This is a genomic window from Prevotella vespertina (genome assembly GCF_009728485.1).
GTDB classification, from domain to species: Bacteria; Bacteroidota; Bacteroidia; order Bacteroidales; family Bacteroidaceae; genus Prevotella; species Prevotella vespertina.
Genome location: NZ_VVIQ01000013.1, coordinates 55,968 through 74,973, shown reverse-complemented (window position 1 = coordinate 74,973; position 19,006 = coordinate 55,968). Strand labels below are relative to the sequence as shown.

The window sequence follows — 19,006 nt, the reverse complement described above, 5'->3', positions numbered from 1 at the left end:
ACTGTGCACATCGAAATGATATAAATGCGCTCATCTCCCTTCGTATTCATTAAGAGAAAAGGATGCTATTGATAGGAGTTTTATTGCTTTGCAATGCGTTTCTTCTTAGCACCCTTCAGCCACATATACACCAACAAAAGGATGAATGCACCCAAGATACACAACAACAAGAACCCATACTCTTGTGGGTGAACCCAGAACTCTTTGAAGAAGTTGATGCGACCGAGTATCTCTACTGGCGTCCAAAAGACGATTACTGTCGCCACAGCCATTCGAATGTTTGCACCCCAAGCGGCGATATGGAGCTGTCGACGGAACATAAAGAGTGAACCGATGAAACAGCCTACTCCGATGAGATAAGTTACTGGATGGTGGTCGCCAAGGAAGTTTTTATCATAACAGAACATCAACAACAGATAGAAAGCCCATAGTATCATGTTTAGTTCCATGAACGTGATTATAGACGTGTGGTGGGTCATTGGCTGCACAACTATCTTATTCTTATGCTTTCCGAAGAGCTTCTCTTGTATCCATGTGATGAAGTCGCAACCATTACGGGTACTAAAGATATACATCGTCATGACCATCATCCACAATCCAAAGGAGGCTGGCATAATAAGATATTCAGGCTTGGTAACGACTTTACCATGCTCTATCTCGGGTGGAACTCCATAACGGCGTGCATAATAGAGGAATAGGAACTCGACCCATCCCGTCCAAAACAATAAACCGCCAATAAGCCCCCATAAGGTTTGACGAGTATCTCCTTTGACAAAGACACCGACGATAACCATAATCAAGCCAACGAACCCCATGGTGAAACCAGCATAATGTACTGCCACGGGATCCATAAACTTCTCCATCAGTATCATTAGTGCATGACCTAACGGCATAGTGAATAGTACGAGGACAAAGGAGGCTATCGTGCGCCACCAATAAGTTTTCTTTTTCTCCATTATTATACATTAGAACTTAAATAGTTTATCCACATCAACAGACAAGCCAACCTGCAGGTTCATGCCATCTGTCAATGGGCAATTCAAATAGTAATACTCTGGTTTATAATTGAAGAGGTTATCCAAGGCAACACTCAACTTCACACTCTTGCTGAATCGTTGTACAACAGCGAGCTTAAAGAGCGCGTATGCAGGGTAATGAATGGTGCGGATTCCCTTCGAGATGTCGTAATAATCGACGAACTCTTGATTGTCTACTGATGATAAGAAGCGACCATCGAGTCCTATATTCAGCCCATAGTTCTTCACAAACTGATGGTCCCAATCAATATGCCCCGTCATTGCGTGCTTGCGAGCAGGGATGTATTGGTTATTCACCGAGTTATTGTTCTTATCCTTTGGTAGGTGCTCATTGGTATAAGCATAAGACAGACGTGCGGTGATACCATTCGACCATCTCGCTTGTGCCGAAGCCTCTCCTCCACAGACGGAATAGCCTCCTAAGTTAAGATAAGGTAGATGAGGAATAAGGTCAGAAGCCCGCTTGTAATAGGGAGCACCAGTAGCGAGTTTATCCTTAATCCTATTGTAGTAAGCCGTAAGAGTGTAGTTGTAATGCCCGTGTGTATAGTCAGTAGACAGGGAGAAGTTATGACTTACCTCTGGTTTCAAGGCTGGATTCCCTTCCACAATCCATATTCCTGCCATGTCAAAGTTATAGTATTTCTCCTTTAACGTTGGTGATCTGAAGCCCATACCATAGCTAAGACGGAGATTAAGATTATGTATTGGCTGGTAACGAAGGCTTATCTTTGGTGTCACGCGAGAGATATGTCCATCCGAGAAGTAGTCGTAACGCAATGCACCAACAGCCTCCCATTGCTCGTTAATGTTCCAGTCATATTGCGTAAAAGCATCAAAGGAATCTTGCTTGCGGGTGCGTCCTTCAAGGTTCACATTCAATAAGTAGTCGTGCATATAATCGGCACCCACGGATAGAACATCGCCTCCTTTGAGGTTGTGATTATAGAGTAATCGGAAGCTATTCTGCACGTTGGAGTAGTCGCGCACATCGATCTTTGCGATTCGTTGATAGTCCGACTTGTCATATTGATCGAATGCGTATGTAAGCTCAAAGTTATCCGCTTCGGTCGGAGTCCATACTCCCCTAAGTCCGCCCGTGAAGTCTCTATAACGTTCAGGAGTCGCAGTTGTGCGAACAAGTTGGCGATAGAAGTAACCCGCCCTACCGCTCAATGAGAGTTTATCACTCGGTGTATAAGACAGTTGCTCCTTAATGTTCCAAGTTGCATCTCCATATATCGTTGACACGACACGAGTAATAGGATGGTCGCCATTCTGCACATTGTAGTTATCGGCCTTGCCCCTGTTAATGGTCAGGAGGTTGCTCCATTTCCCTTGTTTCAACTGCGCATTCAAGCCGTAACGTTGCTCGTTATGCTTGCCCAAACGCATATTTAGGTTGAGAGAGAATGGGTGTATATTCTTCTTAGTGATAATATTGATGACCCCACCAGCCGCATTCGAGCCATAGAGCGCAGACGCTGCTCCAACGATTTCAATGTGATCTACATTGTCCATCAGTAGTCTTGTGAAGTCGACATCATCCATCGTCTCACCAGCAAGACGTTCCCCATCAACGAGTATCAACACGCTTTGTCCTCCAAAACCAGAGAAGTTCATGTGCACTTGTTGGTTCATTGCATAGGAGAACTCAACGCCTGGCATCACCTGTTGCAATAGGTCGCGAAGATTGGTCGCATCGCTCTTTGCAATGTCATCTGATGTAATGATTTTCGTCAAGACAGGTGTGTTGGCAAGTAGCTTTGGTGTACGCGTTCCCGTGACAACAACCTGTTCTAACTCATAAGACTTATAGATGGAGTCATTCAACTCATCTGCCCATGACACCGAAGGAAGTGTAAGGAGCAAAGCTGATAATAGAATGGTATTTCGTTTCATAAGCTCTATATAAAACCTTATTCGCCTCTCTGTTCCCTAGACGAGGGAACAAAGTAAGACGGAGGTAACGCCTAATAAGGGTATTTATAATTGATGGTCAACCAACATTTAGTGCCTCCCGCATTCATATAATTCACCAACTGTAAGGCTGCATATTTCCCATTCTTCAAGCGGAGAATGTACACATTATTCTTCATAGTAAAGGCTGGGGGCATTGGGGGAATGTCTACTCGAAGCCATGATGATAACACCTTATTAATAGTTATCCCTTGGCATCCTATCAAGCTCTGAAGCATTTGCGTCTGATCCGTCCAGACCTCATTTTCACTCCACTCATCCGTTTGGAAGTTTGCACCGAGGAAGTCTATGCTGCTCTTCGGAAGCTCACTCATCGACTTATAATTAGTTTCCAACACTGCACCTCCATTCGTTCTCACATTATTGCGATGGAAGGCAATGCTCCACGAAGGTGGCTCTTGTTGTGCATCAGTAGCCGTGAACGAACGCTTCTCATTGACGGCTATTCCCTTTCCGAACACATCGAACCAATAAGTATAGCTACCTGTTCGCCCATCAGTGGTACTAGCTGTGAGACTTGTGGGAATCGTCATGCGGGTTAAATGGCTCTGCGCCTTCAATAGTCCTGCGGTATCTTTATGCTCAATGAAGGTCTCTAACGAATCGAAGTCAACGTAACACCAGTCTTTCCAACTCGTAGCATCGACTAACAACTGCCCTTCCGTAATCGTGGGAGAGGCTGGCGCATCATCGTATATACCATCAAAAAGCCCATTGCAAGACGTCGTTATCAAAAGGATAACGGCGCCTGCAAGGGCATTGTATATATACCTACTGAGAGTCATATTATCCCTACCTTATTTATTGCCTAGCCCCAACAAAGGTGCCATAGATAACCATTGGCATTGAACCCATCTGATAGGTATTGTTGATAGTCAGCTTTCCATCATCGCTCAAAGCGATTACTACCTTACAAACATCCTTGTCGAAGGTGTACTCCTGATCCTTTGTTGTATTGCCAGAATCATCCTTTGTGATGAAACGGAACTTGATGTTGTCTTTCTTATAAGCCTTTATAAAAGCTTTCTTCTCCGCATCGTAAGGGATATTAGAGATGGTGTAAGTACCGAGAATAAGCGTTCCCATCAACGTTTTAGCGTATGTCACCTCTGGAACTATCAAGTTGATGGTGCCATCTTCATTGTCAGTTATCTCATAAGTAACCTCATCTGCTGATGTATATGAGAACATACCGCCTATCTTCACTTTGTCAGCTCCCTTGTAACGACCTATAAATGGATCTGCTATTGACGCTGGAGCGAACTTGACATCTTGCACATCCTTTGCAAGTACAACTACCTTTGAGCCGTCTTTCTTATTGATGACTACCTTCTGTGCCTGTACTGCCATAGCACTTAAGAGTGATACGATTACTAAAGTAAAGAACTTCTTCATTGATTGATAAATTTAAATGTCTTGGTTAATGATTTTACTATAAACACGCCCTTCTGACCATCGAATGGAACCTCTACGGCGCCATTCTGGTTGACAACAGCACTACCAACAAGCTGCCCATTGATGGTATAGACGCTCACACGAGTGCCTGCTTTCAACCCCTCTCCTCGTACCGAGAAGTTGGTAAAAGAGAACACTGCATTAGACTGTTCAGCCCCAACTGTATTGATACCAGTAGGCTGATCGGTGAAAGTAAAGCTAAGGAAATCCGTTAAAGGATACTCTACGGTTTCGCTACCAGCCGTCAAGACAAGATGATCTGACGTGAAGGTAACCATTGGTTTGTCTGTGAGAGCAAAGGTCGTAGCCTTTCCCTCTTTGTCAGTTACTGTCACATAATCAGCCGCGGAAGCAGAGACTGCTCCCCACGTAGCCAACAATGCGATAGCAAATGACCTGCATAAAGTTCTAATTCTCATGTTATTGACATTGTTAATATATATGATTCTAACTCATTGCAAAGTTATGTAATGTCTGTCAACAACACAATACTAAAATATGATGATTTTGTTAGCTATAATTAAGTCAAAACCTGTCTTTGCTTCATCTCCAAGTACTTATTTATGATGTCTACGCTTAGATTCTCAGGTGTTGTCAGTAAGCTATAAATGCCATGTTGCCTGAGTGTAGACACGATAAGGCGTTTCTCATAGACAAACTTCTCTGCAATGACATGCTGATAATACTCTTCTATGGAGTGCTTAGTCGATTGTATGTACTCATTCAACTCGCTATCTTCAAAGAATACGACGAGCACACGATGCCAACGGCTTAGCAGTTTCAGGTAAGGCAACTGCCGATTAAGGGCTGTCATACCCGAGAAGTTCGTATAGACAACGCACAGACTTCGCTTGCTAACTTGCTCCCTCACGTTGATACAAAGGTTACTGAAGTCGGTCTCCCCGAAGTCAGTTTCTTGTCTATAAAGCGCATCCAACAAGCGTTGCATTTGTCCCGTGCGGCGCGAGGGGGCTACGAATGTGTCCATCTTATCGGTGAATGTAATCAAACCAGCCTTATCGTCACGGTGCATAGCGACGTAAGAAAGCACCAAGGCGGCGTTTATGCTGTAATCTAATAAGGTCATTCCGTGGAACGACTGTTGCATAACTCGCCCCTTATCAATGACTGAAAAGATTTGTTGCGAACGTTCGTCACGATAGACATTGACCTTCAGTTGGTGCGTGCGCGCACTTGCTTTCCAGTTCATCATACGATAGTCGTCGCCCGGTACATAGTCTTTTATCTGTTCAAACTCCGTATTATTGCCCACACGTCGGAGCTTCTTGATCCCCATCTCAGTAAGATGATTGCTCATCGCAAGCAATTCGTAACGATTCAGCATTAGATAAGATGGATAGACAGCGACGTCTCTTTCCTTGTCCAAGCTATATCGTCGTTCCACAAGTCCTATGTGGGTGCGAACGAAACAGCGAATCCGCCCGAAGGAATAAACGCCACGCTTCACTGGGGTTAGCGTGTAACGAATTTCGTTCTCGCCCTTTGCTGCAAGTTGCGTGGTATATGATATGTCTCTACGTTGGAACACCTTTGGTGCCTCGTCGATGATGGTTAGCCATACAGGGAAGGTATATTCGCTTGCAAAACGAAGTTTTATGACATTCTCATCGCCGTTTGAAAACCTATCTGCACAGCTTCGTTCCGCTGTTAAGGCACGTCGAGAATAGAGCATGAAGGCGTCTATAAGCGTTATAACAACGAAGGGACACAACAGAATCTTAGCCGCAGTGAAGAGGATGGGATAGACATATCCCAACCCACAAAGCAGTGTCAAGCACGCAAAGATGATATAAAATCGCTTGGTAAGAAACATTTACTCTATCTATAAGAGGGTTATTGTGTAAGGGTGCTAAGCGTTCGCTCCAATGGTGCGAGGTTGTGTAACCATTTGTGCGGGGCGTTCGCACACATACGAGTCAGCAGTTTTACACGTATGTATCAGCGTCGTGTATCGTATGTGTCAGTGTCGTGAATCGTATGTGTCAGCACTGCGAATCGTATGTGTTATTATCCTTACTCATAAAACAAGGCTTTTTCTGTGCCGAAATTACTTAGGGACTTCCACCTTATCTATCAACTTCTGCGCTACTTTCAACGCTGTGTAACCCTCCATTTCAGCCTCAGCAGTAAGGAGAAGGCGGTGTTGAAGGATGCTAGGAGTAACGAATTTGATATCTTCCGGCGTCACAAAGTCACGTCCGCAGAGCATGGCATAGCCCTTAGAGGCATTGAGGATGGCGACAGATGCACGTGGACTGGCTCCGAGATAGACTACCTTTGACATACGTGTCTGCTGTACGATGGAGGCAATATAGCGTAGGAGGCTATCTTCAACATACACTTCTTGCAGTTTCTGACGCATAGCTAGCAGTTCACTAACGCTTAGCAGGGGTTGTATGTCGGCTAGTTTCACGAGCCGCCTATCCTCTTGATGGCGCTGCAAGACGCTTACCTCTTCCTCAAGAGTAGGATAACTCATGCTTATCTTGAATAGGAAGCGGTCTAACTGAGCCTCTGGTAGTCGGTAAGTTCCCTCTTGCTCCACTGGGTTCTGCGTTGCTATGATTGTATAAAGATCCTTCATACGATGCGAAATGCCGTCGATTGTGACTTGCCGCTCCTCCATTACTTCAAAAAGAGCAGCCTGTGTCTTGGCTGGCGCACGGTTAATCTCGTCAACAAGTACCATCTCTGCGAACACAGGTCCTTGATGGAAGTCGAATTCGGAGGTCTTCATATTAAACACTGTTGTGCCTAACACATCGCTAGGCATTAGGTCAGGCGTAAACTGAATACGGCTGAAACGTGCGTCAATGAGGCGTGAGACTAATCGAGCTAACAGGGTTTTAGCTACTCCGGGGACGCCTTCAATCAGTACATGACCATCTGCAAGGATGGCTATTAACAGCAGGTCGACAGCCTCCTGTTGCCCAACAATCACATTGCCGATAGCCTTCTTTAATTGTGTAATCTTCTCACTGAAGTCCTGAAGATCCGTTCTCTTTGTTGTATTCTCTTCCATCTTGTTGGTGTATTGTTCGTTCGTCTTATTGTTTATTAGTTCGTCCATTAGGATTAAAGATTACTGATGATGCGGTCTAACCCATCTATCGATGCTTGCAGCTGCTTATCAGTTAGACTTGATGAGTGCTGTAAGTATCTACTAACTCTATCTAGTATTATGCGCACATCAGCCTCAGCCATTCCCGTGCAGAAGGCTAACTGCTGGATATTCTCACGCCTCATGTCCTCGTCGTCTATGTCTATTAGCAACTGCCTACGCACTAGCTCTGCAAAATAACCATACTTCTTCTGCAACAAGTCGAGGTTTTCATGCTTCTGATAGTAGAGTGTTCCGATGAGTTGCACAAACTCTAACGACTTGTTTTCGGGCTGTTTTACCACTGGTATCACCCTTTGGCGACGTCGAGCATAGAACACGCAGAACAATAGCAAACCTAACAATGTGAGATAGACACACCATCTGAGTGGCGCATTTTGCAGCCAGTAGCTGAGCGGACTCTCCTTGTTTATCACGTTCTTAGGCGCATACGCCTCTGTACGTGTTACTGGTAAGCCACGGAATTGGGACATCGCACGGAATAAGAGTCCGTTTATCTCGGGGTCAAGTACGCCATAGTTGGTCCAAAAGAATGGGTCACATGAGAGGAACAACTCGCCCTTTCCCCACTTAATTCGTATGAGTCGTGCCTGCCAATAACCGCCTATCTTGTCAGCATACTCATCATCATCTAAGTCGTAAGAAACGACTGTTGTATCTACATCCCCATCAATAGAACGTTGGAAAGCACATAACAAGGTATCACACTGGACGCCCTTATCTACCTCAATCCCATAGCCTGACATCGACGTATAGACCTGATAAGTATGAGGTCTATAAGGCTTCACTGCATTCCAATAGAGAGTATCCATCGGGATTAGATAGGACTCTATCGACTTCTTCACCCACCGGGGAAGGAAGGTGTCTCTACCTGATACCGCCACTCCAAAGTCTATTTTCGAGGAGTCGCAAGCGAAGTCTGAGGTGACAATGAGCACTTTATTGCCTGCTTTTAACAACCGACTCAACGCTCTCCTATCGGTTTCTGTTGGGTTAAATGCCAATGTTTGCACAAGAATAGCATGCGGTTTCTTACCATATCCATCACGTTCTAACTGCGCAAAGGTCTTATTCGTCACATGATAACCAGCAGGGATTGACTTCTGCATAAGCGTGTCGAAGACTGCACAACCAAAGGGTTGATCATCGTAATGACCGAAGGTTGGTTTCCAAATGAACTTTGCTGGGGCATTAAACTCCATCGCTAAGACAAAGAGGAGGAATACTACTACGCCAAATAAGAACTTCTTATTCATCGTGAGTACCTCCTTTCTCAATCTCATCTTCTATATGGAGTAGCTCGTTGACAAGCTCTTCTGATGCTTCATAATTACCATATCTCACACGCATGAAAGCATTGGTCATACGCTGGAAGTCGGTCGACAAGAACTCACGGGTGTATTGCGTTGGTGTCTTATAAAGCTGCCAATTAATCTTATGATGGTCTGCCAGCCAACGAAGTGTGCGCAGATACACCATTCGTACAGCCTTATAATAGTCCTGTTGTGCCATCGCCTTGGTATATTCCGCATCGAAGTTGACACCATATATATTGTCTTCTTCAGCATCAATAATGCTCACCTTACCTGTACGATGAAATAGCTTCGCACGATACCGATACATTAGAAAGGCAATAAAAGCCGCCACAGCAATGGCTAAACCTATATAGAGATAGAAGCGGACATCGCCTTTCCCATTCGGAGAGAATAGTGTCGATATCCACTCCATCAGCTTATTTACCAGCCAGTCCCATAAGTCAAGCTCTGGAGCTTGTAGCTCTTTCGCATAGTTATACGCCTCATCAACGCGGTATTGATGTAGTAAAGCTGTATCGCAAGAGAGCGTGTCGGACAGGGCTTGTAACATATCAGAAGGATTTAACGAGTTGTGTTATAGCTTATCAAAGTCGTCAATGTCGTTATCTTTCTCTGCCAGTTGATCAAAGTTTTGGATGCTTTCTTCAACCGAGACACCATCTACTTCCTCTGCAACACTACCATAGTGGAAGGCAAGCGCAATAATGGTTAATATCGTTGCTAGATAGGTTCCAAAGTTCATGACAACCGATAAGATGTACTCGACGAAGTTGTACACTGGAGAACTAGCAATCGATACTTCCTCTGCATTCGCAGCCGTTAGAAAGACCTTCGCAAGGTACATGAAGTACCAAGGGAGCGTCGTCACCGTTTGAAGGACATTCTCTATAAGCGCCATGATAAACATCAATCCAATCAAAGGGAAGAAGGAGTAAATACCTAATCTCCACCCACGACGAATGGCAGAGAACACTGTCTCATCATCTTCGAATAGATAAACTGGCCATGAGACAGTGGCTGGAACAAAGGCAACTAATAGTCCGATAATAACCAAAAAGAATAGTCCAATACCAATAAGGACATTAGGGAATTGGTCATTCGAGGCCACTTCAAAGAAGATAAAAGCAAAGAGTCCAAGGATGATAACGATAACCACCCATGCAACAGAGAACACTAAACCCATCAAAAAGGAGCGTTTCATACACTGAATGATGAGGGGCTTAAGGTCACGCAAGGTCACGCCCTGTAAGCGAGTGGGGCTTTCATTATAATACCTTATCATTGCAAAGCAGATAGAGAATAGCAAAAGTGTGCCTAAACAAATACAAATTAACAGCAAAATATAGGATAAGCCCGTATTGATGAGTAGGTAACTTAATGCTCCAGAAGTACTACCATCGTCTGCAACAGAAGACATATTGTCACTGGCAACAGCAGTCATTAACCTCTCAAAAGCGAATGCCTGGAACAGACAAACGGGTAAGATGAGATAAAAACAGGCCTTCAACAAGAGCTTATAGTTCTCTTTAATGAAGTCGAATGTTGCTGAAAACTTCTGTCCAAAGGTGCGTACTCTATACAAATCAACCTTTGGTTTCTCTACTTGAAAGTTCATATTTATTACGTTTATAAGGTAAGTATATAAAGTAAAAGACGACAAATGCGAATGAAAGGAGGATGATGCTCAACCGCACATAGTTGTTGATTTCGGTGTGCCGAGTGACAAAGCTCTCTATAAAACCAGCCACTATGAAGAGCGGAACAGTACCTACAATGATCTTCATACCACGCTTTGCCCCTCGTTGGAAGCTCACTAAGCGTGAGTAAGTACCAGGGAATAGCCATCCATTACCCATTGCCAAGCCTGCAGCACCAGCCACCACGATGGATGAGAGTTCTAAGGTTCCATGCAACATAGTGGTTAGTAAGCATTCAGATAACAATCCGTGCTGATAGAAGAAGGTATCGAAACAACCCACCATAACGCCATTTTGGAACAAGGAATAGCCTGGCATGAAGCTCGTCAGTACGCCCAGAACAAAGGTATAGAACGATACCATGACGTTATTTAGCGTGATTCCGATGAACATAACCCCCTCTTCTTCACTTCCATATATGCCCATTGGCTTTCCTTGTGCTATGTTCTCGAGCGTCTGATCCATGTATCCATCACCGAGTATGAGCCTTGGGAAAGATTCATCACCCAGTGTTGAGACGACTCCAATGAGCACACTTATCATGAAGATAGCGAATGACAGGAATAGTAATCGCCGTTCTTTCCACATCACATCAGGTACCTCTTGCGTCCAAAAGGTGATCATTCGTTTCCATTTCTCACGCTTATTGCGATAGATCTCATTATGAAGTGCAGAGGAAAGGTTGTTTAGATAGATTGTAATTCGTGATGTTGGATAATGTGTTTGAGCAAAGGCAAGATCGCTTGTAAGGTCTGTGTAAGCATCTGCCAAGCGGTCAGGCATTACCGAGTTGATGTTGTCCACCAACGCTTCTATTGCTTTCCACTTCTCAATGTTATTACGTATGAAAAGGATTTCCTTCATTATCTCTTTTATAGGTAATGATGATTAATTCTACCAACTGCCCACAAAAGTAGAGTTTTTTTCCTATATTTGCAACTGAAATAACCAATTTGTTACAAAGAGAATGTCAGAATCCAACATCATTACAGGGCAATATGTGCAAATTAGTCAATCGCCAGCAAGCATTGGCGAACGCATGCTTGCACAGATGATTGACGCTTTTATCCTATTCGTTTACGCCTTTGGTATGGGGCTACTAATATATAATACAGACGACTATCTGAATGATAAACTACAAGTATACTCGGCGTTCTTTGTTTTCTTGTCAGTGCTCTTCTATTCCTTTTATATGGAACTCTTCAACCATGGACAGAGCCTTGGAAAGATGATTATGCGCATCCGTGTGGTGAAGAAAGACGGTACTACACCTGGTATAGGCGACTTCTTCATGCGCTGGTTATTCCTGATTATTGACATAGGGTTCTCCTTCGTAGGTGTAGCAATTATCCTTTTGACCAAGAACTCACAGCGTTTAGGCGACTTAGCAGCCCATACTATGGTGATAAAAATCAATGATTACCATAAGATTCAAGTCTCTCTTGACGAGTTCTCGTACCTTGATCGCAACTATAAACCTGTCTATCCACAGGCAGAAGACCTTTCGCTCAATCAGATAGAGGTCATTCAACGCACGCTCAATGCCGACTATGGACCTGATAGAGAGCGTCGAATAGCTACCTTAGCACCTAAAGTTCGGGAACACTTAGGCATCTCTGACACCAGAACGGGTAATGAGAAATTCCTTTATACCATTATCCGTGACTATCAACACTATAGTCTTGAGATGGTTTAAACACCTATTATAATAAGGTAAGAAATCGAATGATTCTTATACAGAATAGCGTTGGTTCTTAGAGACGAATAGAGAAGAATGCACCCATGAGAGCATCTATCAAAAGCAAGTTAATGGCTATCAGCACTGCAATAGCTTATCCGCCCATCCATTTAAAACGCCAAGTAGTGGCAAAGGAAATGCGTGGGAAGTGGGTAATCGTTACGGGTGCATCCCACGGGATAGGTCGTGCTCTGACAGAGGAATTAATCTCTTTGGGAGCAAACATCTTTCTTCTTGCACGCAGTGAAGCGGAGTTACAAATGCTCTGTGCGAAAGCTAAGGAGCAAGGGTGTCATGCCGATTATTGTGCGATAGACCTCCGTGATAGGGAGCAACTCGACCGTCTCTATCAAAAGCTACGCAAGGATATGCCGCAAGTGGACTATCTTTTCTGCAATGCAGGCAAATCCATTCATCGCAATATCGCACTGGCAATAGACCGATTGCACGATTATGACCGCACAATGGACCTCAATTATCGATCGTTAGTGGCGTTATCTCTCGCACTATTACCTGCCTTGCAAACAAATAAAGGGCATATCGTTTACTCTTCCTCCGTAAGTTCTCTCTATCCAATGGCACCAGGTTGGTCGGCTTATCACGCCTCCAAAGTTGCTGCCAACGCATGGCTTGACACAGCAAGGATAGAGTTAAAGAAGTTAGGGGTGCGTGTTCATGTGGCTTACCTGCCCTTGGTTCATACACAGATGTCGGATGTCAACGGGCAATATCGTAATCTTCCAGCTTACAATCCAGCTGATGCTGCTAAGATTCTCTTGCGCCTCTGCATAGGAAAGAAGTATTGTTACCAACCCTGGTGGGCTACTCTCTCTGTTCCCATTGCGCATGCCATTGCCCCTATTATCCGTCTTTTCTATCAGAAACTATGAAGAACAAAACATTAAGGGATCTCCTCCTCATTCTGTATCGACTACATATTCTTTCGCCAAAAGGATTATTCTACTGGGCAAAATACTTGCTTTCAGAAGGAATGAGTTTGATGGCTCTGCTCCATTTCGCCGCTCACTTCTATCCAAATCGCTGTGCGATAAAGAATGAAGAAGGTTCTCTAACATATCAAGAAACATACGAGAAAGCACAAAAACTGGCTCATCTGCTCTATACACAATACCAACTACGCCCCAAGATGAATGTTGCTCTCTTAGGACGTAACAGCCTCATCCTGTCCTTACTGCTCCCTGCTCTCTCCCGAATAGGTGCTCATATCACCTTGTTGAACACTGACATGCCGCAAGATCAGCTTTTAGAATATCTGAGAAAACGTCATTATCAACTCTTTCTATATGATAAAGAACTGATAGAAGAGCCTCAACTACTTCCATGTAAAGCTGTAACAACAGAGGAACTCCACCACCTTATTATATATAGGGAGCACAAAAAAGGCAAAATGAAGCTCCCTCGTATGTTCCAAGGAACAAAGATTATCATTCATACGGGCGGTTCGAGTGGTAATTACAAGCCTGTGGCTCGGCGTCCAGCAATCACCTCTTTCCTACCACCCCTCATCGCTCTGCTCCACAAAATAGGGATTAATCAATATGACAGTGTGCTCATCTCTTTACCTTTCTATCATGGTTTCGGACTTGCCACACTCATTGTTTCACTCTTAATGGGTAAGAAGATCTGTCTGCAAAGGCGTTTTCAAGCACAAGAAACACTATCCATTATTCAGAACGAACGCATTGAAGTAATGCCCATCGTACCTGCTATGCTTTCAAGACTATGGCAGATAGAAGGAGCAAAAAGCCAAATGGAAAGCCTAAAATGCCTCATCTGTGGGGGAGACAGACTTCCAAAGCAGCTCATCGAAACTACTCATCAACAACTGGGGGATGTTCTTTACAATCTCTATGGCACTTCTGAAGCGGGCTTCTTCTTACTTGCTACTCCGCAAGACCTTGCTGCTTTCGACGAAACAACGCTTGGGAAAGCAATTTGGGGAGTAAGATGTAAGATTAAGGAAGCGAACGAGGAGCATGTTGGTGAACTATGGGTGCGATCGAGTTGGGCTATGGCTGGACGTAAGAACCAATGGCAAAGCACTGGAGACTTGGTCTTTCAGAATCTCGATGGGTACTATTTTCATCGAGGCAGAACCGACCGGATGGTGGTATGTGGGGGTGAGAACGTCCACCCAGAACACATAGAACAGGTACTACTTGCCCACCCTTCCATCATTGCAGTGCGTGTCTTTGCCGTTCCTCACCCATTCTTTGGCAATGTGATACAGGCTGAAGTTGAATGTACCCCCAGCCTATCCATGACAGAAGAAGAACTCCTCACATGGCTTAAACCCCAACTCTCACGTGCTGAAATGCCACATGGTATAACCTTCCAAAACATCGGAATGCTATCAACTGGTAAACAAAAAGCATGGAAAACTTAATATTCTCATCAACAATATTTGCCTTCCTTTTATAAAAAAGACCATTACAAGTTTCCTATATAAGAAACTTTTATTATCTTCGCAACGCTTAATAGCTTAGGGATAAACAGACTTCTTAAGCTATTATAGATGTAGGAACTTGTCAAGTTCACAAGGCAGAGAGACTAAGACAGGAATATTTTAATAATAAGAAAACAAAGACAAGATGATGAAACTAAAAGACTTTGATATAGTACAAGACGAGTTATTAGGCAAAAAAGGCACTCCAGAACGAGATGCATTTGAGAAAGATGTAGCAGAGGCAGTGCAGGCGTATAAGATTGGAGAGGCTATCAAAATAGCTAGAAAAGCTCAAAATCTAACGCAAGAAGAGCTTGGTCATCGCGTAGGTGTGCAAAAGGCACAAATCTCCAGACTAGAGAAAGGCAAAAGCATAACGTTTAGTACACTTGCAAAAGTATTTAAGGCAATGAATATACCAGTATCTCTAGACATGGGGACGATTGGTAAGGTTGCCCTCTGGTAATTAATCTTTCATCAACAACATTTGCCCTCCTCAAAATCAAATAGGAGTATTGGGGAAAAGATAAACTCCTTTTATCGACAACTAAAAAAGCCCTACAACAATCGTTGTAGGGCTTTTCTCTTTTTCTTATAGCTGTCTCCTCATTGCGAGGGAACGCTTCTTTAACCTAGATACTTCATCAACACACGGGCATTACCACTCTCACGTATCTTCTCAATAGCCTTCTCTCGGATCTGACGAACACGCTCACGAGTAAGTCCCATCTCGGTTCCTATCTCCTCTAAACCCTTCTCCTGACAACCGATACCGAAGCATTCTGTGACGATCTTAATCTCTCTGTCCTTCAGAGTATTCTGTAGAACGGCACGCAAATCATCTGACATTGACTCAAAATCAACGCCCTTATCCGTACGAGAATCATCACCAGAAGAGAGCATATCACTCATGGAGTTATCATCGTCATCACTAAATGGTGCATCAATACTCATGTGATGGTTGTCCGCACTCTGGCTCTGACGAATACGCGCCTCATCAATACCTGTAAGCTCAGCAAGCTCATGAATTGAGGGACGACGATTGTGTTTCTGCACAAACTCATTCGTTACCTGGTTGATTTTTGATATAGCACCAACCTGGTTAAGAGGCAATCGCACAATACGACTCTGCTCTGCGATGGCTTGCAGAATGCTCTGACGAATCCACCACACAGCGTATGAAATGAACTTAAAACCACGAGTTTCATCGAACTTCTCGGCTGCTTTTACCAAACCAATATTGCCCTCGTCGATAAGATCGGTTAGTGAGAGACCTTGGTGCTGATACTGCTTTGCCACAGAAACAACGAACCTAAGGTTGGCTTTTATCAGCTTCTCCTTTGCGCGTTCGCCCTTTCGTCCACCCTTATGAATCTCTTGTGCGAGTTCAATCTCCTCATCAACTGTAATCATCGGCTCACGTCCTATCTCAACAAGATACTTGTCTAAAGCCTCGCTGGAACGGTTCGTGATACTCTTAGAAATCTTAAGTTGTCTCATGAATAATTATTATTTCCTCCTTTAATGACCTATTAGTTCCTCCTAAAAATAATAGCTTTTCCCGTTATCCTAAGCTGATACGGCGTGCAAAGGTACATATAATTATGTAGAAAACAAAATCTAGTTGGATATAATTCGGGTCTTTTATGCTTTTTTATAGATTATCATCTCTATCGCTGCCCACCTACTGAAACGATAAGACAAAACAATGGTTTCAAGCAGAGTAAACATCGTTTTAAGACAAAGGAACATATCTTTTTAGACAAAATGACATAAGAACATATTATTGGAATGACATACTTTAAAGACAGAGGAACTTGTTTTAAAGACAAAATGACATAAAGACATATTGTTTGAATGACATATTACTAAGACGGAAGAACATAGTTTTAAAGACATAACAACACAACGACATATTGTTTGAATGACATATTATTAAGACATAGGAACATAGGAACACGAATCGTAATAACGAAAGAGCAAAAAGAAGGAAACGCCCTTCTCCATTTGAGAAGGGCGTTTCGTCCTATCCAAGAGAGCCTTTCCTTGCACCAACGAGACGCCCCCTTTATTTGCAAACAATAGTTTTCACTCCCCTCTCTATTCGGAGAGGGGTTGGGGGTGAGGCTGTAGATGGTTGGGGGTGAGGCTATGTTTACTTTACAGCAATACACTCAACTTCCACCAAAGCACCCTTTGGTAAGGTTTTAACAGCTACTGCCGAACGTGCTGGATAAGGCTCTTTGAAGAACTCGGCATATACCTCGTTCATCGCAGCAAAGTTATCCATATCAGAAAGGAAAACGGTTGTCTTCACAACATGAGATAGGTCAACACCAGCTGACGCCAGTACGTTTTGTGCATTAGTAATTGATTGGCGAGTCTGTTCCTTCACACCTCCTTCAGCGAAAGCGTTGGTAGCTGGATCGATAGGAAGCTGACCAGATGCAAAGATGAAACCATTGGCTTCGATCGCCTGACTGTAAGGTCCAACGGCTGCAGGAGCCTTGTCTGTGTGTAATGCGTGCATGTCTTTAAGATTTAAAAAGGAGTTAGAGACGTTAAAGAAGTCATCAGGAGCAACGCTAACATCCCCATTCCTTACCTGTTAATACTGTTATTTACGGCTGTAAAATTACTATTTTTCTATAAAAGGAACAAAGCATAGCAGTGATTTTTATCGAATAACAACGAAGGAGAAAGGGCTTTTCAATTATTTTTCGCTACCTTTGTAGCACCAATCACATATACCACATAAGTTATATGAAAGAATTAGCTCTTAAGTACGGATGCAATCCGAACCAAACGCCTTCACGTATTTATATGGAGGAAGGCGAACTCCCTATCACTGTTCTTAGTGGGCGTCCAGGATACATAAACTTCCTCGATGCGCTTAATAGTTGGCAACTCGTTAAGGAATTAAAGGCTGCTACTGGACTGCCCGCAGCAGCTTCGTTCAAACATGTTAGCCCTGCTGGTGCTGCCGTAGGACTGCCTCTTAGTGACACACTAAAGAAGATTTACTTCGTTGATGACGTCGACTTCGAGTTGACACCATTGGCTAGTGCATACGCAAGAGCACGTGGCGCCGACCGTATGTGTTCGTATGGCGACTTCTGTGCACTTAGTGATACTTGTGACAAGGAAACGGCTTTGCTCATCAAACGTGAGGTCAGTGATGGTGTGATTGCACCTGACTTTACACCTGAAGCACTAGACATTCTCAAGGCGAAACGCAAGGGTGGTTACAACGTTATAAAGATTGATCCGAATTACACTCCAGCCCCTATCGAGCACAAGCAAGTGTTTGGCATTACCTTTGAACAGGGCAGAAACGAGGTGAAACTAGATGATCCTGCGCTCTTCGAGAATATCCCTACAAAGAATAAAACGTTCACCGAAGAGGCAAAACGCGACCTTATTATCTCGCTCATCACACTGAAGTACACACAAAGTAACTCTGTTTGCTATGTGAAGGATGGGCAGGCTATCGGTATCGGAGCCGGTCAGCAGAGTCGTATTCACTGCACTCGTTTGGCTGGTAATAAGGCTGATGAGTGGTGGTTGCGTCAATGTCCAAAGGTGATGAACCTACCTTTCAAGGAGGGTATTCGTCGTGCCGATCGTGATAACACCATCAATGTTTACATCTCAGATGAGTATGAGGACGTATTGCAAGAAGGGGTTTGGCAACAGTTCTTTACCACTCGTCCAGAGCCTCTCACACGTGAGGAACGCAAGGAATGGATTGCTAAGAACACAGGAGTAGCACTCGGTTCGGATGCCTTCTTCCCCTTCGGTGACAACATCGAACGTGCCCACAAGAGTGGAGTGGAGTATATTGCGCAGGCTGGTGGCAGCATTCGTGACGACCATGTCATCGATACTTGCGATAAATATGGTATCGCAATGGCATTCACAGGAGTACGTTTATTCCATCATTAAACCGATTTTGTATGAGCGAGATAGATGATATTATAGAAGGAGGAATGGTCTTTCGAGGTGCATCAAAGCCCAAGAATGATGATGGGAAAGTAAAGACTAAAGCCAAGAAGAAGAAGTATATTACTGGTGCGCACGGCTCTGGCAGTGCTAAGCAAAAGGCTAAGTACCGCCAGCAAAGAGCCAATCGCCACAAGTAATAGGCTTTTCTCTGCGACTTAGGTAAGTCCTT

At 43.9% G+C, this 19,006-nt stretch carries 19 protein-coding genes; 6 read left to right on the top strand and 13 right to left on the bottom strand.

The features are described from left to right. Window positions 1-80: 80 nt before the first annotated feature. The 11 genes from F0475_RS10385 to F0475_RS10335 form a co-directional block, all read right to left on the bottom strand. A complete protein-coding gene (locus tag F0475_RS10385) occupies window positions 81-956 on the bottom strand; it encodes a hypothetical protein (RefSeq protein ID WP_155716578.1) in 876 nt (291 codons plus the stop codon). Window positions 957-965: 9 nt separating this feature from the next. Next, window positions 966-2,939, bottom strand: a complete 1,974-nt coding sequence (locus F0475_RS10380; protein ID WP_155716577.1) for a TonB-dependent receptor plug domain-containing protein — start codon at window positions 2,937-2,939, stop codon at window positions 966-968. Window positions 2,940-3,010: 71 nt separating this feature from the next. Further along, complete coding sequence (locus F0475_RS10375) at window positions 3,011-3,802, bottom strand: HmuY family protein (protein ID WP_155716576.1); 792 nt, start codon at window positions 3,800-3,802, stop codon at window positions 3,011-3,013. Window positions 3,803-3,818: 16 nt separating this feature from the next. Next, window positions 3,819-4,412 (bottom strand): calycin-like domain-containing protein, encoded by a 594-nt coding sequence (locus F0475_RS10370; RefSeq protein ID WP_155716575.1) that lies wholly within the window; start codon window positions 4,410-4,412, stop codon window positions 3,819-3,821. Then, entirely contained in the window at window positions 4,409-4,891 is a 483-nt protein-coding gene (locus tag F0475_RS10365; RefSeq protein WP_155716574.1) for a T9SS C-terminal target domain-containing protein, read from the bottom strand. Before F0475_RS10365 ends, F0475_RS10370 begins: the two co-directional genes overlap by 4 nt. Before the next feature lie 101 nt (window positions 4,892-4,992). Then, the gene (locus F0475_RS10360; RefSeq protein WP_155716573.1) at window positions 4,993-6,306 is read right to left on the bottom strand and encodes a DUF58 domain-containing protein; all 1,314 of its coding nucleotides are present in this window, start codon (window positions 6,304-6,306) and stop codon (window positions 4,993-4,995) included. Window positions 6,307-6,540: 234 nt separating this feature from the next. Beyond that, the gene (locus F0475_RS10355) at window positions 6,541-7,515 is read right to left on the bottom strand and encodes an AAA family ATPase (RefSeq protein WP_155716589.1); all 975 of its coding nucleotides are present in this window, start codon (window positions 7,513-7,515) and stop codon (window positions 6,541-6,543) included. Window positions 7,516-7,568: 53 nt separating this feature from the next. Continuing rightward, window positions 7,569-8,870 (bottom strand): DUF4350 domain-containing protein, encoded by a 1,302-nt coding sequence (locus tag F0475_RS10350; RefSeq protein WP_155716572.1) that lies wholly within the window; start codon window positions 8,868-8,870, stop codon window positions 7,569-7,571. Further along, window positions 8,863-9,480 (bottom strand): DUF4129 domain-containing protein, encoded by a 618-nt coding sequence (locus F0475_RS10345; protein ID WP_155716571.1) that lies wholly within the window; start codon window positions 9,478-9,480, stop codon window positions 8,863-8,865. Before F0475_RS10345 ends, F0475_RS10350 begins: the two co-directional genes overlap by 8 nt. A gap of 24 nt (window positions 9,481-9,504) precedes the next feature. Beyond that, window positions 9,505-10,545: a hypothetical protein gene (locus F0475_RS10340; RefSeq protein WP_009435592.1), complete on the bottom strand. Its 1,041-nt coding sequence runs from the start codon at window positions 10,543-10,545 to the stop codon at window positions 9,505-9,507. Beyond that, on the bottom strand, window positions 10,514-11,491 hold the full coding sequence (locus F0475_RS10335) for a stage II sporulation protein M (RefSeq protein ID WP_155716570.1): 978 nt from the start codon (window positions 11,489-11,491) through the stop codon (window positions 10,514-10,516). Before F0475_RS10335 ends, F0475_RS10340 begins: the two co-directional genes overlap by 32 nt. Before the next feature lie 103 nt (window positions 11,492-11,594). On the opposite strand from F0475_RS10335, the gene F0475_RS10330 reads away from it, so the two are divergent. The 4 genes from F0475_RS10330 to F0475_RS10315 all read left to right on the top strand — a co-directional run bounded on the left by F0475_RS10330 (window position 11,595) and on the right by F0475_RS10315 (window position 15,298). Next, window positions 11,595-12,323, top strand: coding sequence for an RDD family protein (locus F0475_RS10330; RefSeq protein WP_155716569.1), 729 nt, complete (start codon window positions 11,595-11,597; stop codon window positions 12,321-12,323). Window positions 12,324-12,409: 86 nt separating this feature from the next. Next, window positions 12,410-13,255, top strand: a complete 846-nt coding sequence (locus tag F0475_RS10325) for an SDR family NAD(P)-dependent oxidoreductase (RefSeq protein ID WP_155716568.1) — start codon at window positions 12,410-12,412, stop codon at window positions 13,253-13,255. Next, window positions 13,252-14,772 (top strand): class I adenylate-forming enzyme family protein, encoded by a 1,521-nt coding sequence (locus F0475_RS10320; protein ID WP_155716567.1) that lies wholly within the window; start codon window positions 13,252-13,254, stop codon window positions 14,770-14,772. Before F0475_RS10325 ends, F0475_RS10320 begins: the two co-directional genes overlap by 4 nt. A gap of 205 nt (window positions 14,773-14,977) precedes the next feature. Beyond that, window positions 14,978-15,298 carry a helix-turn-helix domain-containing protein gene (locus F0475_RS10315; protein WP_009435623.1) on the top strand — a complete coding sequence of 107 codons (321 nt, stop codon included), beginning with the start codon at window positions 14,978-14,980 and terminating at the stop codon, window positions 15,296-15,298. A 161-nt stretch (window positions 15,299-15,459) separates the two neighbouring features. Here the strand turns inward: F0475_RS10315 and F0475_RS10310 are convergent, their stop codons facing one another. Both F0475_RS10310 and F0475_RS10305 read right to left on the bottom strand, forming a co-directional pair. Beyond that, window positions 15,460-16,332 (bottom strand): sigma-70 family RNA polymerase sigma factor, encoded by an 873-nt coding sequence (locus F0475_RS10310; RefSeq protein WP_009435604.1) that lies wholly within the window; start codon window positions 16,330-16,332, stop codon window positions 15,460-15,462. A 655-nt stretch (window positions 16,333-16,987) separates the two neighbouring features. Further along, window positions 16,988-17,362: a RidA family protein gene (locus F0475_RS10305; protein ID WP_024985778.1), complete on the bottom strand. Its 375-nt coding sequence runs from the start codon at window positions 17,360-17,362 to the stop codon at window positions 16,988-16,990. A 185-nt stretch (window positions 17,363-17,547) separates the two neighbouring features. On the opposite strand from F0475_RS10305, the gene F0475_RS10300 reads away from it, so the two are divergent. Both F0475_RS10300 and F0475_RS10295 read left to right on the top strand, forming a co-directional pair. Further along, entirely contained in the window at window positions 17,548-18,777 is a 1,230-nt protein-coding gene (locus tag F0475_RS10300; RefSeq protein ID WP_083835320.1) for a phosphoribosylaminoimidazolecarboxamide formyltransferase, read from the top strand. Between the two features lie 11 nt (window positions 18,778-18,788). Continuing rightward, window positions 18,789-18,974: a hypothetical protein gene (locus F0475_RS10295; protein WP_004383746.1), complete on the top strand. Its 186-nt coding sequence runs from the start codon at window positions 18,789-18,791 to the stop codon at window positions 18,972-18,974. Window positions 18,975-19,006: the final 32 nt, after the last annotated feature.